The organism is Bacteroides sp. AM16-13, from assembly GCF_003602705.1.
In the GTDB taxonomy this organism is placed as follows: Bacteria; Bacteroidota; Bacteroidia; order Bacteroidales; family Bacteroidaceae; genus Bacteroides; species Bacteroides xylanisolvens.
Genome location: NZ_QTLK01000004.1, coordinates 43,331 through 57,476, shown reverse-complemented (window position 1 = coordinate 57,476; position 14,146 = coordinate 43,331). Strand labels below are relative to the sequence as shown.

General features: G+C 42.9%; 12 protein-coding genes. 9 read left to right on the top strand and 3 right to left on the bottom strand.

Going from position 1 to position 14,146, the window contains the following annotated elements; all coding sequences use genetic code 11:
* Positions 1 to 15 precede the first annotated feature (15 nt).
* From DW173_RS04025 to DW173_RS03990, 6 genes are all read left to right on the top strand, one after another.
* On the top strand, positions 16 to 546 hold the full coding sequence (locus tag DW173_RS04025; protein ID WP_004313735.1) for an adenine phosphoribosyltransferase: 531 nt from the start codon (positions 16 to 18) through the stop codon (positions 544 to 546).
* Positions 547 to 615: 69 nt separating this feature from the next.
* Complete coding sequence (gene uvrC, locus DW173_RS04020; protein ID WP_120143804.1) at positions 616 to 2,466, top strand: excinuclease ABC subunit UvrC; 1,851 nt, start codon at positions 616 to 618, stop codon at positions 2,464 to 2,466.
* 245 nt (positions 2,467 to 2,711) lie between these two features.
* A complete protein-coding gene (gene dtd, locus DW173_RS04010) occupies positions 2,712 to 3,164 on the top strand; it encodes a D-aminoacyl-tRNA deacylase (protein WP_004313732.1) in 453 nt (150 codons plus the stop codon).
* A gap of 39 nt (positions 3,165 to 3,203) precedes the next feature.
* Positions 3,204 to 3,542 (top strand): nucleotide pyrophosphohydrolase, encoded by a 339-nt coding sequence (locus DW173_RS04005; protein WP_009041169.1) that lies wholly within the window; start codon positions 3,204 to 3,206, stop codon positions 3,540 to 3,542.
* The gene (gene deoC, locus DW173_RS04000; protein ID WP_120143803.1) at positions 3,529 to 4,431 is read left to right on the top strand and encodes a deoxyribose-phosphate aldolase; all 903 of its coding nucleotides are present in this window, start codon (positions 3,529 to 3,531) and stop codon (positions 4,429 to 4,431) included. Before DW173_RS04005 ends, deoC begins: the two co-directional genes overlap by 14 nt.
* A gap of 398 nt (positions 4,432 to 4,829) precedes the next feature.
* On the top strand, positions 4,830 to 5,510 hold the full coding sequence (locus tag DW173_RS03990) for a DUF1266 domain-containing protein (protein WP_120143923.1): 681 nt from the start codon (positions 4,830 to 4,832) through the stop codon (positions 5,508 to 5,510).
* Here the strand turns inward: DW173_RS03990 and DW173_RS03985 are convergent, their stop codons facing one another.
* Complete coding sequence (locus tag DW173_RS03985; protein ID WP_008641604.1) at positions 5,511 to 6,485, bottom strand: polyprenyl synthetase family protein; 975 nt, start codon at positions 6,483 to 6,485, stop codon at positions 5,511 to 5,513. It lies immediately after the preceding gene.
* Positions 6,486 to 6,573: 88 nt separating this feature from the next.
* On the opposite strand from DW173_RS03985, the gene polA reads away from it, so the two are divergent.
* Positions 6,574 to 9,423, top strand: coding sequence for a DNA polymerase I (polA, locus tag DW173_RS03980; RefSeq protein ID WP_049701523.1), 2,850 nt, complete (start codon positions 6,574 to 6,576; stop codon positions 9,421 to 9,423).
* A gap of 389 nt (positions 9,424 to 9,812) precedes the next feature.
* Positions 9,813 to 10,208, top strand: a complete 396-nt coding sequence (locus DW173_RS03970; protein WP_049701521.1) for a DUF3836 domain-containing protein — start codon at positions 9,813 to 9,815, stop codon at positions 10,206 to 10,208.
* A gap of 89 nt (positions 10,209 to 10,297) precedes the next feature.
* On the opposite strand, the gene DW173_RS03965 is transcribed toward DW173_RS03970, so the two are convergent.
* A complete protein-coding gene (locus DW173_RS03965) occupies positions 10,298 to 11,077 on the bottom strand; it encodes a LytR/AlgR family response regulator transcription factor (RefSeq protein ID WP_049701520.1) in 780 nt (259 codons plus the stop codon).
* Complete coding sequence (locus DW173_RS03960; RefSeq protein WP_049701519.1) at positions 11,074 to 13,116, bottom strand: histidine kinase; 2,043 nt, start codon at positions 13,114 to 13,116, stop codon at positions 11,074 to 11,076. Before DW173_RS03960 ends, DW173_RS03965 begins: the two co-directional genes overlap by 4 nt.
* A gap of 123 nt (positions 13,117 to 13,239) precedes the next feature.
* On the opposite strand from DW173_RS03960, the gene DW173_RS03955 reads away from it, so the two are divergent.
* On the top strand, positions 13,240 to 14,145 hold the full coding sequence (locus DW173_RS03955; protein WP_004296704.1) for a serine O-acetyltransferase: 906 nt from the start codon (positions 13,240 to 13,242) through the stop codon (positions 14,143 to 14,145).
* Position 14,146 lies beyond the last annotated feature (1 nt).

The window sequence follows — 14,146 nt, the reverse complement described above, 5'->3', positions numbered from 1 at the left end:
AAACGATATAATTCAATGATTATGAGCAAAGAAACACTAATCAAAAGTATTCGGGAAGTACCCGATTTTCCGATCCCCGGAATCCTATTCTACGATGTCACCACCCTATTCAAAGATCCATGGTGCCTGCAAGAATTATCAAACATCATGTTTGATATGTATAAGGATAAAGGGATCACCAAAGTAGTAGGAATAGAATCAAGGGGCTTCATCATGGGACCGATTTTAGCCACCCGCCTGAACGCCGGTTTCATTCCTATCCGCAAGCCCGGCAAGCTCCCTGCAGAAACGATTGAAGAAAGCTATGACAAGGAATACGGAAAGGACACCGTGCAAATTCACAAAGACGCACTGGATGAGAATGACGTAGTTCTATTACACGACGACTTGCTGGCAACAGGAGGCACAATGAAAGCGGCTTGTGAATTGGTGAAAAGATTAAAGCCTAAAAAGGTATATGTAAACTTCATCATCGAACTGAAAGAACTGAATGGAAAATCAGTATTCGGAGACGACGTAGAAGTAGAATCGGTATTGACTTTATAAAGGATTTGCATCTATTTGCAGCGAATATGTCAAAAGTAAGCAGCTAGCGATCTCTCATACCTAACGATTATGAATGTAGAACCGGAAAGCAAAAGCAAAACCAATGAATATCTGAAAGGGATTGTAGCCAACCTTCCCGAGAAACCGGGTATTTACCAATACCTGAATACGGAAGGAACGATTATATACGTTGGAAAGGCAAAAAATCTAAAGAAAAGAGTCTATTCTTATTTCAGCAAAGAGCATGAGCCGGGAAAGACACGAGTACTGGTCAGTAAAATCGCTGATATTCGCTATATCGTAGTCAACACAGAAGAAGATGCGTTATTGCTGGAGAATAATCTGATAAAGAAATATAAGCCGCGCTACAACGTTCTGTTAAAGGACGACAAGACCTACCCTTCTATTTGCGTGCAGAATGAATACTTTCCGAGAGTCTTCAAAACAAGAAAGGTTATCAGGAACGGCTCCTCTTATTATGGCCCGTACAGTCACATTCCATCAATGTATGCGGTATTGGACCTGATAAAGCATTTATATCCCTTGCGCACATGCAATTTAAACCTAAGTCCGGAAAACATACGGGCGGGCAAATTTAATGTATGTCTGGAATATCATATAAAAAACTGCGCCGGGCCATGCATCGGTCTGCAATCACAGGAGGATTATCTCAAAAACATAGATGAAATCAAAGAAATCCTGAAAGGGAATACACAAGATATCAGTCGTATGTTGCTGGAAAGGATGCAGACGTTGGCTAGCGAAATGAAGTTTGAAGAGGCGCAGAAAGTGAAAGAGAAATATCTCCTGATAGAGAGTTACCGCTCCAAATCAGAGGTAGTAAGTGCTGTATTGCACAATATCGATGTATTCTCAATCGAAGAGGACGAGTCGAACTCTGCTTTCATCAATTATCTGCACATTACAAATGGTGCCATCAATCAGGCTTTCACGTTCGAATATAAAAAGAAGCTGAACGAATCAAAAGAGGAGCTTCTGACGCTTGGTATTATTGAAATGCGGGAACGCTATAAAAGCCAATCCAGAGAGATTATAGTGCCTTTTGAACTCGATTTGGAGTTAAACAATGTCGTATTTACCGTTCCACAGCGGGGAGATAAGAAGAAATTGCTGGATCTTTCGGTTCTAAACGTGAAACAGTACAAGGCCGATCGCCTAAAACAGGCGGAAAAATTGAATCCGGAGCAAAGAAGCATGCGTTTAATGAAAGAAATTCAGCAAGAGTTGCATTTGGAAAGACCGCCGCTACAAATCGAGTGTTTTGATAACTCAAACATACAGGGTTCTGATGCCGTGGCAGCCTGTGTTGTATTTAAGAAGGCCAAGCCATCAAAGAAAGATTACCGGAAATACAATATAAAGACGGTTGTAGGGCCTGATGACTATGCTTCCATGAAAGAGGTCGTCAGAAGGCGTTATCAACGCGCTATCGAAGAGAATTCTCCTCTACCCGACCTGATTATCACTGATGGTGGAAAAGGTCAAATGGAGGTCGTCAGAGAAGTCATTGAAGACGAACTGAATCTGGCTATTCCTATTGCCGGACTAGCAAAGGACAACCGCCACCGCACATCGGAACTGCTTTTTGGATTTCCTCCGCAGACGATTGGTATCAAACAGCAAAGCCCATTATTCCGTCTGCTGACACAGATTCAAGATGAAGTACACCGTTTTGCTATTAGTTTCCATCGTGATAAACGCAGCAAAAGACAAGTTGCGTCCGCACTGGATAATATCAAAGGTATTGGAGAAAAGACAAAAACAGCACTTTTGAAAGAGTTTAGGAGCGTAAAACGAATAAAAGAAGCCTCTTTTGAGGAGATTGCCGTTATCATCGGAGAAGCGAAAGCCAAGACCGTAAAAGAGGGATTAAACAATGAATCATCAAAAAATGAATAAGAAGCCGGCGGAGTGGAGCCAGTTATCTTCCTATCATTTTTAGCCGCGGATTACACAGATTGCACGGATTTCACGGTTAAATTACTAAAAACCGCGTTATCCGTGCAATCTGTGTAATCCGTGCCTAAATAATAAGCCATTAAAGCTTTCGGCAAAACCTTATAATATTTTCCTGTCAACACACCGTTTTCTCTTTCGAATTTTGTAAATTTGCCTTTCCTAACCACGAAATAGAATAAATAACAATGCGAATAGTTATACAACGGGTAAGCCATGCGTCAGTAACCATTGAAGGACACTGCAAATCGTCCATCGGAAAAGGGATGCTGATATTAGTTGGCATCGAAGAATCAGACGGGCAGGAAGACATCGACTGGCTCTGCAAAAAGATAGTAAATCTACGTATCTTCGACGATGAAAATGGGGTGATGAACAAGTCTATTTTAGAAGATGGAGGCGAAATTTTAGTTATCAGCCAGTTCACGCTACACGCTTCTACCAAAAAGGGAAATCGCCCCTCCTACATCAAAGCTGCCAAACCGGATATCTCTATCCCACTCTACGAGCAATTCTGCAAAGATTTAAGCGGTGCACTGGGAAAAGAAATAGGCACAGGAATCTTCGGAGCAGACATGAAAGTTGAACTTTTAAACGACGGTCCTGTTACTATATGCATGGATACCAAAAACAAAGAATAGATATTCCATACTAATCATTAATCACTAATCATTAAAAAAATGACTCTGGAAGAAGCACAGAAACAAGTGGACCAATGGGTGAAAACATACGGTGTCCGCTACTTCAGCGAGTTGACCAATATGGCAGTCCTGACGGAAGAAGTAGGAGAACTGGCCCGTGTCATGGCCCGCAAATATGGCGACCAATCCTTCAAGGAAGGAGAAAAAGACAACATAGATGAAGAAATAGCAGACGTCTTATGGGTGCTTCTCTGCATCGCCAACCAGACGGGAGTAGACATCACTGACGCTTTCCGGAAAAGCATGGAGAAGAAAACGAAACGAGATAATAAAAGACATATCAACAACCCAAAACTGAAAGATCATGGAAGAGAATAACTCACAGCCCAACAAGTACAAGGCCGCATTGGCAAAGTATAATACCAATCTGAGCGATGCAGATATTCAAGCTCGCGTAGCTGAATTGATTGAGAAAAAAGTGCCGGAGAACAACACGGAAGACGTTAAGAAATTCCTGTTCAACTGCATTGATCTGACCACCCTGAACAGTACGGACAGCGACGAAAGCGTGATGCACTTTACTGAAAAAGTCAATCAGTTTGACGACGAATATCCTGATCTGAAAAACGTAGCAGCCATCTGTGTGTACCCCAACTTTGCAGCCATCGTTAAAAACACGCTGGAAGTAGACGGAGTCAATATCGCCTGTGTATCAGGAGGTTTCCCCTCTTCACAGACATTCATTGAAGTGAAAGTGGCAGAAACAGCACTGGCCATTGCAGACGGTGCAGACGAAATAGATATTGTGATTTCCATCGGCAAGTTCCTTAGCGGAGACTACGAAGGAATGTGCGAAGAAATACAGGAACTAAAAGAAGTTTGCAAGGAACACCACCTTAAAGTAATCCTCGAAACAGGCGCATTAAAGAGTGCTTCCAACATCAAGAAAGCCTCTATCCTATCCATGTATTCGGGCGCAGACTTCATCAAGACATCTACCGGAAAGCAGCAGCCTGCCGCCACGCCAGAAGCCGCTTACGTGATGTGTGAAGCTATCAAAGAATACTATCAGAAGACAGGAATCAAGATTGGATTCAAACCGGCAGGTGGTATCAACACCGTTAACGATGCGATTATTTACTACACTATTGTAAAAGAACTATTAGGTGAAGAATGGCTGGATAATCAACTGTTCCGCTTGGGAACCAGCCGTTTAGCCAACCTCCTCCTTTCCGACATCAAAGGCGAAGAAATCAAGTTCTTCTAAAAATTAAAGGCTACATTAGCAATCAAATACGCCTTACCGCGCGACTCCCGTATCACGGGAATCGACGCGGTATTTTTTATTTAAGAAAAACTAAAGATAGTTACTGGGCAATTCGGAAAAATAATTATCTTTGTAAATGGTTTAGCGATGAAAATATAGCTAATTAGTTATATTAGAGAACGTTTCATTTATTACCAGTTCCTGGAATTCGGCAAAATTCAAAGTTATGAATGGTAATAAGCAAACGGGTCTCACGCACCTTCATGTATATAATTTTGTTATATATCGAATGGGGCGTGGGACTGTTGCTTGTATACTCATAACGGCTTGCCGAAGCCTCAGGAAAATACATGGCAACAGTTCTCACGCTTTTCATGAACTTTATGGAGGTATTAAGGATGGACGCTTACACGAGAACCTTACGATTCAATCACAACCCTCTGAATCTCATCCTCGGAACAGAGAAAAAGAAGGGACTACGCATCGGTTATATGGAAGCCGGACTGCAAGGCTTCTATCTCAACTCCATGGAGACCGGAGTCCATCCACAAAAGCTATCCAGACTGCTGACAGAAGAGTTCCACTGCACCAATACCGAGTCCGTCACTGGATTATTCCAGTTCCTGATTAACGAAGGAGACAGGGTCTCCTACCAGATTATGCTCCCCTATCTGCTCTCCACAGAGAACATCAACGAGTTCGAAAGTATCATCCAAAAGCGCTTTTTCGGAGTAGAACGCTTCATTCAGCAAGGAAAGAATCTATACAAATTCGTGAAATATACAGAGGAAAGAAGAGACCCGATTATATGGATAAATGACTTAGAAAAAGGGATTATCGGATGGGACATGGGATTGCTTGTCAGCTTGGCGCGCGCCTCCCAAACATGCGGGCACATCAGCAAAGAACAAGCCTGGAAGTACATAGAACAAGCAGCCCAATTATGTTCGTTAGATCTTCATACAGCTGAAGAAATAGACAAGAGTTTCCTTTTAGGAAAAGCGATGAAATCGGGAAAGATAGAAGATTGGGATCGATTATTATCGTGCTATTCACTCCTGGGCAGGCACAGGAAGTAACTATTTTTCGCGGTCTACCACGTAATCCAAGTAAGCCCGGAGAGCTACACAAATATCAGATTCCGGCAAAGAAGCCAGTAAATCAAAAGCCTTTTGCTTATATACATTCATCGTCTGAACGGCATATTCAATGCCCCCGTTTTCTTTGATAAACGAGATCAAATGGGCAATTTCATCGAGAGTAGCTGCACCCTCCTTTACCTTGATTGCCAATTCTTGCGCCTCATCGTTTTTTGTTGTGTTCAATACATACAAAGCGGGCAATGTCAGTTTACCTTCAAGCATATCATTACCTGTCGGTTTGCCAATCTCTCTATTATCAAAGTAATCGAAAATATCATCTTTTATCTGAAAGCAGATACCAATATATTCGCCCAACAAACGAGCTAGTTCGGCTTCTCCCTCCCCTACACCTACCGAAAAAGCGGCAGCTTTCGTACAGGCGGCAAAAAGAGCGGCAGTCTTCTTACGGATTACATCAAAGTAAACCTCCTCAGAAAAGCTATGATTACTTACATTTGAAAGCTGAAGCAACTCACCGTCAGCAAGATCCTGCCCAAGAGTAGACACCAGTTGAATAATGCGGTGACTATTCGTCAGTTCGGCATGCACCAGACTGGTTGCCAGTAGATAGTCGCCCGTCAACACGGCTACTTTATTATTAAAGATAGCATTCACCGAGAGTTGTCCACGGCGTTCGGTACTTTCATCCACGACGTCGTCATGTACTAAACTGGCTGTATGAAGAAGTTCCAATGAAACAGCTGCATGAAGAGTGGAAGGACATACAGCACCATAAAGACGTGCCACCAGCAAAACAAGAATAGGACGCATCATCTTACCATTCCTCTGCCGTATGTGAGATACGACACTATCGAGCAATGCATTTGAACTGGAGAGAGAACTATCAAAAAGTTCTTTGAAGTCTCTCAGTTCTGCTTCAATCGGAGTTCTGATGAGTGAGATGCTGTCCATTAATTACACAATTTGAGCACAAAAGTAATAATAAAACGCTGAATACCGTATTTTTTTGTACTTTTACCATGAAAAATTAATTAAATCTATGGATTCAAGTAATAAATTATTTCTTTTAGACGCTTATGCACTGATATACCGGGCGTATTACGCCTTTATTAAGAACCCAAGAATCAATTCCAAAGGATTCAACACTTCAGCTATACTGGGTTTTGTAAACACCCTCGAAGAAGTGCTGAAAAAAGAGAATCCCACTCATATAGGAGTAGCCTTCGACCCTGCAGGACCTACCTTCCGCCACGAAGCTTTCGAACAATATAAAGCGCAGCGTGAAGAAACTCCGGAAGCGATCCGTCTTTCCGTACCTATTATAAAGGATATTATTCGTGCTTACCGCATCCCTATTCTGGAAGTTGCAGGCTACGAAGCCGACGACGTGATAGGTACGCTTGCCACCGAAGCCGGCCGCCAAGGTATCACCACCTATATGATGACTCCCGACAAAGATTACGGACAGTTGGTAAGCGACAAGGTATTTATGTACCGTCCCAAGCACACAGGAGGTTTCGAAGTGATGGGTGTTGAAGAAGTGAAAGCCAAGTTTGACATTCAGTCTCCGGCACAAGTGATTGACATGCTCGGACTGATGGGAGACTCTTCGGATAATATCCCCGGATGTCCCGGAGTAGGAGAAAAGACTGCTCAAAAACTGATTTCCGAATTCGGAAGCATCGAAAATTTATTAGAGCATACCGACCAACTGAAAGGTGCACTGAAAACAAAAGTGGAAACGAACCGGGAAATGATTACTTTCTCGAAATTCCTCGCCACGATTAAAATCGATGTGCCCATCCAACTTGAAATGGATTCTCTTGTCCGCGAAGAAGCAGACGAAGATTCACTTCGCAGTATTTTCGAAGAACTGGAATTTAGAACGCTCATCGATCGGGTACTAAAAAAAGAGGTTTCCGGAAATGGAATAACCTCCACTCCCGGAAGCAAAGTAGCCACCGGAAAAAGCGCCCCCTCTCCTCTTCCACTTTTCCCCGAAGAAGGAGGCGGAATACAAGGCGATTTGTTTGCGAATTTCACGCCCAATGAGCCGGATGAAGCAAAAAAATCGAATCTAGAGACGTTAGAATCGCAGCCACACAACTATCAACTCATTGATACAGAGGAGAAAAGAAGAGTAATCATTCAAAAGTTACTTACATCAAAAATTCTCTCGTTAGATACGGAAACCACCGGAACCGAACCAATGGATGCCGAATTGGTCGGAATGAGTTTTTCCATTGCCGAAAATGAAGCATTTTATGTTCCTGTTCCATCAGATCGGGACGAAGCGTTAAAAATCGTAAAAGAGTTCCGCCCGGTCTTCGAAAATGAGAATTCGTTAAAAGTCGGACAGAATATCAAGTACGATATGATCGTTCTTCAAAATTATGGTGCAGTAGTAAAAGGTCCGCTTTTCGATACGATGATCGCTCACTATGTTCTTCAACCGGAGCTTCGTCATGGTATGGATTACCTGGCAGAAATTTATCTGCATTATCAGACCATCCATATTGACGAACTGATAGGCCCCAAAGGAAAGAATCAGAAGAACATGCGCGACCTCGACCCGAAAGATGTATATCTGTACGCTTGCGAAGATGCGGACATCACTCTGAAATTGAAAAACGTATTGGAGAAAGAGCTGAAAGAGAATGACGCCGAACGTTTATTCTATGATATAGAAATGCCTCTTGTTCCGGTATTAGTCAATATCGAACGGAACGGAGTATTGCTGGACACGGAAGCACTGCAACAATCATCCGCTCATTTCACCGCCCAGATGGAGCAAATCGAAAAAGAAATCTACGAACTGGCCGGTGAGACCTTCAACATCGCTTCACCCAAGCAAGTCGGCGAAGTCTTGTTTGACAAGCTGAAGATTATAGAAAAAGCAAAAAAGACCAAGACCGGGCAGTATGTCACCTCGGAAGAAGTGCTCGAAAGCCTCCGGCATAAACATCCTGTGGTAGAAAAGATTCTGGAACATCGCGGACTGAAAAAGCTATTGGGCACGTATATCGATGCGCTTCCCCTACTTATCAACCCACGCACAGGAAGGGTGCATACCTCTTTCAACCAGACTGTAACCGCTACGGGACGCCTTAGCTCAAGTAACCCGAATTTACAGAATATCCCTATCCGCGACGAGAATGGAAAAGAAATCCGTAAAGCATTCATCCCCGATGAAGGCTGCCTCTTCTTCTCTGCCGACTATTCGCAGATCGAATTGCGTATTATGGCACACCTTAGCGAGGATAAGAATATGATTGATGCTTTCCTTAGCAACCACGATATTCATGCTGCCACCGCTGCCAAAATCTATAAGATTGATCTGAAAGATGTAGATTCCGACATGCGCCGTAAAGCCAAGACTGCCAATTTCGGTATCATCTATGGCATATCCGTATTTGGTCTTGCCGAACGGATGAATGTAGACCGCAAAGAAGCCAAAGAACTAATCGACGGTTACTTTGAAACTTATCCGGGAGTGAAAGCCTATATGGACAAAAGTATTCAGGTGGCCCAGGAAAAAGGTTATGTAGAAACAATTTTCCACCGGAAACGCTTCTTGCCGGACATCAACTCCCGCAATGCCGTTGTACGCGGATATGCGGAACGAAATGCCATCAACGCCCCTATCCAGGGAAGTGCGGCAGATATTATAAAAGTAGCAATGGCACGTATCTATCAACGGTTCCAGGCCGAAGGAATACAAGCCAAAATGATCCTACAAGTACATGACGAATTAAACTTCAGCGTTCCTGTCAATGAAAAAGAGCGTGTAGAAGAAATTGTCATCGAAGAAATGGAGAAAGCATACCGCATGCACGTCCCCTTGAAAGCAGATTGCGGATGGGGCAAAAACTGGCTTGAGGCACATTAAACCATCAAGTGGATAAAGGCCACCTCAATAAGGAATTGCTATCTTTTAGATACTAATTGCGCAGGGAGACTCCACCCTATCCGGGGTTTCCGCTTACAAAATAGAAGCAAGTATAGATAATAACATTATTTAACTCATTATCCAGAAAGCTAGAAAAAGGAATCCTTTTTCGACGAAGTGATTCATTCTATATCCGGCAGATTGACTGCCGGATATTTTTTTGTCACCAATCTTGGCAAAAAGCAACCTATCCTCCGCCCCACCCATTGACATTTTGACAATATTTCATCTTCTAAAATGCATAAATACCAAATTAATATGTAGATTTGCAGCGTAAAACCAATACATTTGATAGACAAATGAAAGTATAACTCAAAACTTAAATAGCCATGAAAGCAAAAGTATCTTTAAAAATGTTCGTTTTATCTGCAGCTCTTCTTGTTGTATCGCTTGCTACTTCTGCACGTAGCTACGACAATCAATTGATTTATAATCCAATCGAAGAGAATGGTATGACAGTAGGACAGACCGTTTACAAAATGGACGGAAACACACTTGCCAACTACATGAAGTACAACTACAAGTACGATGACAATAAACGTATGATTGAAAGCGAAGCCTTAAAGTGGAATAACAACAAGGACGAATGGGAAAAAGACCTACGCATCAACTATACGTATGAAGGCAAGACCGTTACTACCAATTATTATAAATGGAACGCTAAAAAACAAGCCTATATACTGGTACCCGAAATGACTGTTACGATGGATAATACAAATATGTAACATAAACTCTCTCTCATTCTAATATTCTAACAAAAAAGATACGCCGCTTCTGCTGAAGAAGTGGCGTATTGCAATTTATAAGGTCTACATTACAAAACAAAAAAACGCTCTTGCAGTTCTTTCAGATAACTTCGAGAAATCATCAGATCGTTTTTATCGTGAAAAGGCGGATAGAGTTGACAACACTTACCATCAACCATTGCCAAATAATTAACATTTACAATAGCCGATTGGCTAATCTGCACAAAAGCTTGTGAATAACTGATAATATCTTCTGCTTTTGTATTCCGCTTCAAATTCAGGCGAGTCTGATTGAACAAGACTACCTGCCATTGACGTTTGTCTTTCAGATACTCAAAAAAGCCGATTTCTTCCAGGCGTAAAAGCTTGAAACCCGTCACTGTGCTAATCATAAACATGCCTTGTTGTGGCATTAATGCACTGATAGAAGAGGCAAAAGAAGGCAAAAGAGGAAGCGCAGCAGAGGTCATTGCCTTCCGGTAACGCTCCATAATCACTTTCAGGTCTTCCGCCTCAAAAGGCTTTAACAGGAAGTCGAAAGCCGACTCACGCAATGCCTGAAGCAAGTATTTATCATAAGAGGTGTAAAACACCACCTTCATATCCCACAAAATATCCTCTCTAATTTCACTTAGCAGGTTAAGCCCCAATGTATCCGGAAGCTCCACATCGAGAAACAATAAATCCGGATGCAACTCCATAATCATCTTTTTACCCTTTGCACCATTCCCTGCAATTCCTTTTACTTCAAATTCACGATAGGGCTCTAACTCGCGGCGCAAAGCATCAATCGCTGTACGTTCATCGTCAACGATGACTACCTTATACTTTTCTTCTGTCTCCATCATAAATCATAAGAAAAACGAAACGGGATATATACCGACACTTCCGTACCGGTTTGTCCATCGCTTCTGTTGGTTATATTAAAACGTATTTTATCACTCTTGTTCTTTGTATTCAGTAATTGAATGGTCTGATACAACACTTTCAATCCTGTACCAGTACCCTGTGTGGCGGAAACTACCTGCGGGAGATACCCGCGTCCGTTGTCGGTAACCGTTATACGAATCCCATTTGTTTCACGGGAAACATATACACTTAGTTCCTTTTTTCCGTCCTTTCCCGCCAGTCCATGCTTAATCGCATTTTCTACCGGAATTTGTACAATCATAGAAGGAATCATGATGCGGGTTGCATCCAATCCGTCCTCCACTGTGACCGTCGCTACAAAATCCTCCCCCACACGTCCACGCTCCAATTCGATGTATGTACGCACGAAATCCAGTTCGTCTTGCAAAGATACACTCAACTTCTCGGTCAGTTCGAGGCTCCGACGAAGATACTTCACCAGCTCCATCAGATTATGTTTCACTTCTTCCGAGCCGTTAAACTGGTTGATTTCACGTCCCAATACATTAAAAGTGAAATGAGGAGAAATACGGCTCCGCAAGTTCTCCATGCGAACCCGGTTGATTTGCTGGAAGAAACGCTGACGAAGAAACTCCCTCTTTTTACGCATATACCAGACCACCACCACTACTCCCGCCACAAGCAGCACGCAGACAAGCACCCAGATAAATACGCTCAATTTGAGCACCCTCATCTCTCCTGCCTGTCGCTGAATCTGCATTTCTTTACGAAGCACGATTGTATCTTGCCGGTAGCGCATATCCAGTTCGGCAACACGCATCTGTACTCGTTCGCTACGAATAGAATCATCCAGATGACAATCGCGTTTCAGATACTCATAGGCATGACGGTAATCACCAATCTGTTCAAAATAATGTTGTAGATACTGATTGCGTATAGTCAGCATATTGGCGTCAAGATGACCGACAGGAGCAGTCCGGGCAATCATTGTTTTCGCTTGAGCTATATTTCCTTTCTTCAATGCCAGTTCAATCATCTGGGTTTCGATGTAATGTACGGCCGAGTTATGCTGTATATCGGAGAAGAATCGATAACTCTCGTCCAGACAGACCTGTGCGGAGTCCAGTTTGTCAGTCAACAGGTACAGTTCTCCCAGGTTTACTTTGATAAAATTCTGTTCAAACACCATCTGCGGATAAGAAGAGACGAGCACATTGGCCCTGCGCATATATTTCAAGGCTTCTTGATAGTCTTTCCGGTAATAATAATGATTACCGCGATTGTTGAGATAAGTCCATCGTTCGCTCACGTTCATCTCATCGAAATACTGTCCGGCCAATTCATAGTAATGATTGGATAAATCGAAATCCCGCAGCTCCATATAGGTTTGCCCTAATCCGTAGTAGACAGGGAATTTCGCGTGCTCGGACAAGTTTAGCGAATCACAGAGAAACAGGGCACGACGATAATACGAAGCAGTGTGTGCCAAGTCACTGCGATGCAGGTAGGCATCAGCAGTATTGATACAAATATCCGGGAGCAGGTGTAGTTTCTTTCCTTTCAGGCGATATTCGTAGGCTTTCTTATAGTCGGTAATTGCAGAATCAGGGCGGTTCAGTTGCATCCACACGTTGCCTTCGATATTATAAACATCGGATAATACATCATTCCATTGGGGAGATTGGAGAGATTGGGAAGCATTGCGGGAAAATTCCTTTACCCGACGGTTGTAATAGAGTATAGAATCAAAATCGGAAGAGACAAAGAATGTTTTCCCATAAAGGGCAAGCAGACGATAGTAGACCTGGGAATCTTGCGCCTGTGTCAGTGCGTCAAGCACCTGTGAGCGGGAATAATGCACATTGGAAAACAAAGAATCCTGTATACGAACTTCCAGAGAATCAACCAACACCTGTTCGCACGAAGAGTTATTGCGGTATCTATCAGCATATCCGCAACTCAACAACATCAACAACCCCAACAGTCCAAATAGTTTCATAGCAGTCTTCCGATTCATCAGTCCCCTTATTCATGTCATGTTTTGAATGTGACAAAAATACATTATTTATCCTGAATCCCAGCGAATTTTATTATTTTTTTTAATACCTTTGTGCCCATATAAATATGAGTAACTGACCTAATGAGTCCACTGAACTTCACCCACATTTTGACACAGGCAGTCGATGAGCTATCGGAAAGCGAATCTTATAAAGGACTGTTTCATCAGCACAAAGATGGCGAACCACTGCCCTCTGCTAAAGTCTTGTATGAAATTATTGAGCTTTCACGCTCCATTCTCTTCCCCGGATATTACGGAAATTCTACTATTAACAGCCGGACAATTAATTATCACATCGGCGTCAACATTGAAAAATTGTTTGATTTACTTTGTGAGCAAATCCTGGCCGGATTGTGTTTTAGCACTTCCATAGAGGGGAAATGCAACGTCTGCTCCGACTCGAAACGGGAAGAGGCTGCACGTCTTGCTGCTAAATTCATCAGTAAGCTACCTGCCATGAGAAGAATATTGGCAACCGATGTGGAAGCCGCCTATAACGGCGATCCGGCTGCCGAAAGTTATGGAGAGGTAATTTTCTGCTATCCGGCCATTAAAGCGATCAGCAATTACCGTATCGCGCATGAACTGCTGGAACTGGGTGTTCCTTTGATTCCCCGCATCATCACGGAGATGGCGCATAGCGAAACGGGAATTGATATCCATCCGGCCGCAAAGATTGGCACTCACTTCACTATCGACCACGGTACGGGTGTCGTTATCGGTGCCACGAGTATTATCGGAAATAACGTCAAGCTATATCAGGGCGTCACACTGGGAGCCAAGAGTTTCCCGCTGGATGCCGACGGAAAACCAATCAAGGGAATCCCCCGCCATCCGATCCTGGAAGACAATGTGATTGTTTATTCCAATGCTACTATTTTGGGAAGAATCACCATCGGACGTGACGCAACCGTAGGCGGTAATATCTGGGTAACGGAGAATGTTCCTGCAGGAGCAAGAATCGTACAAACTAAAGCAAAAAAATAAA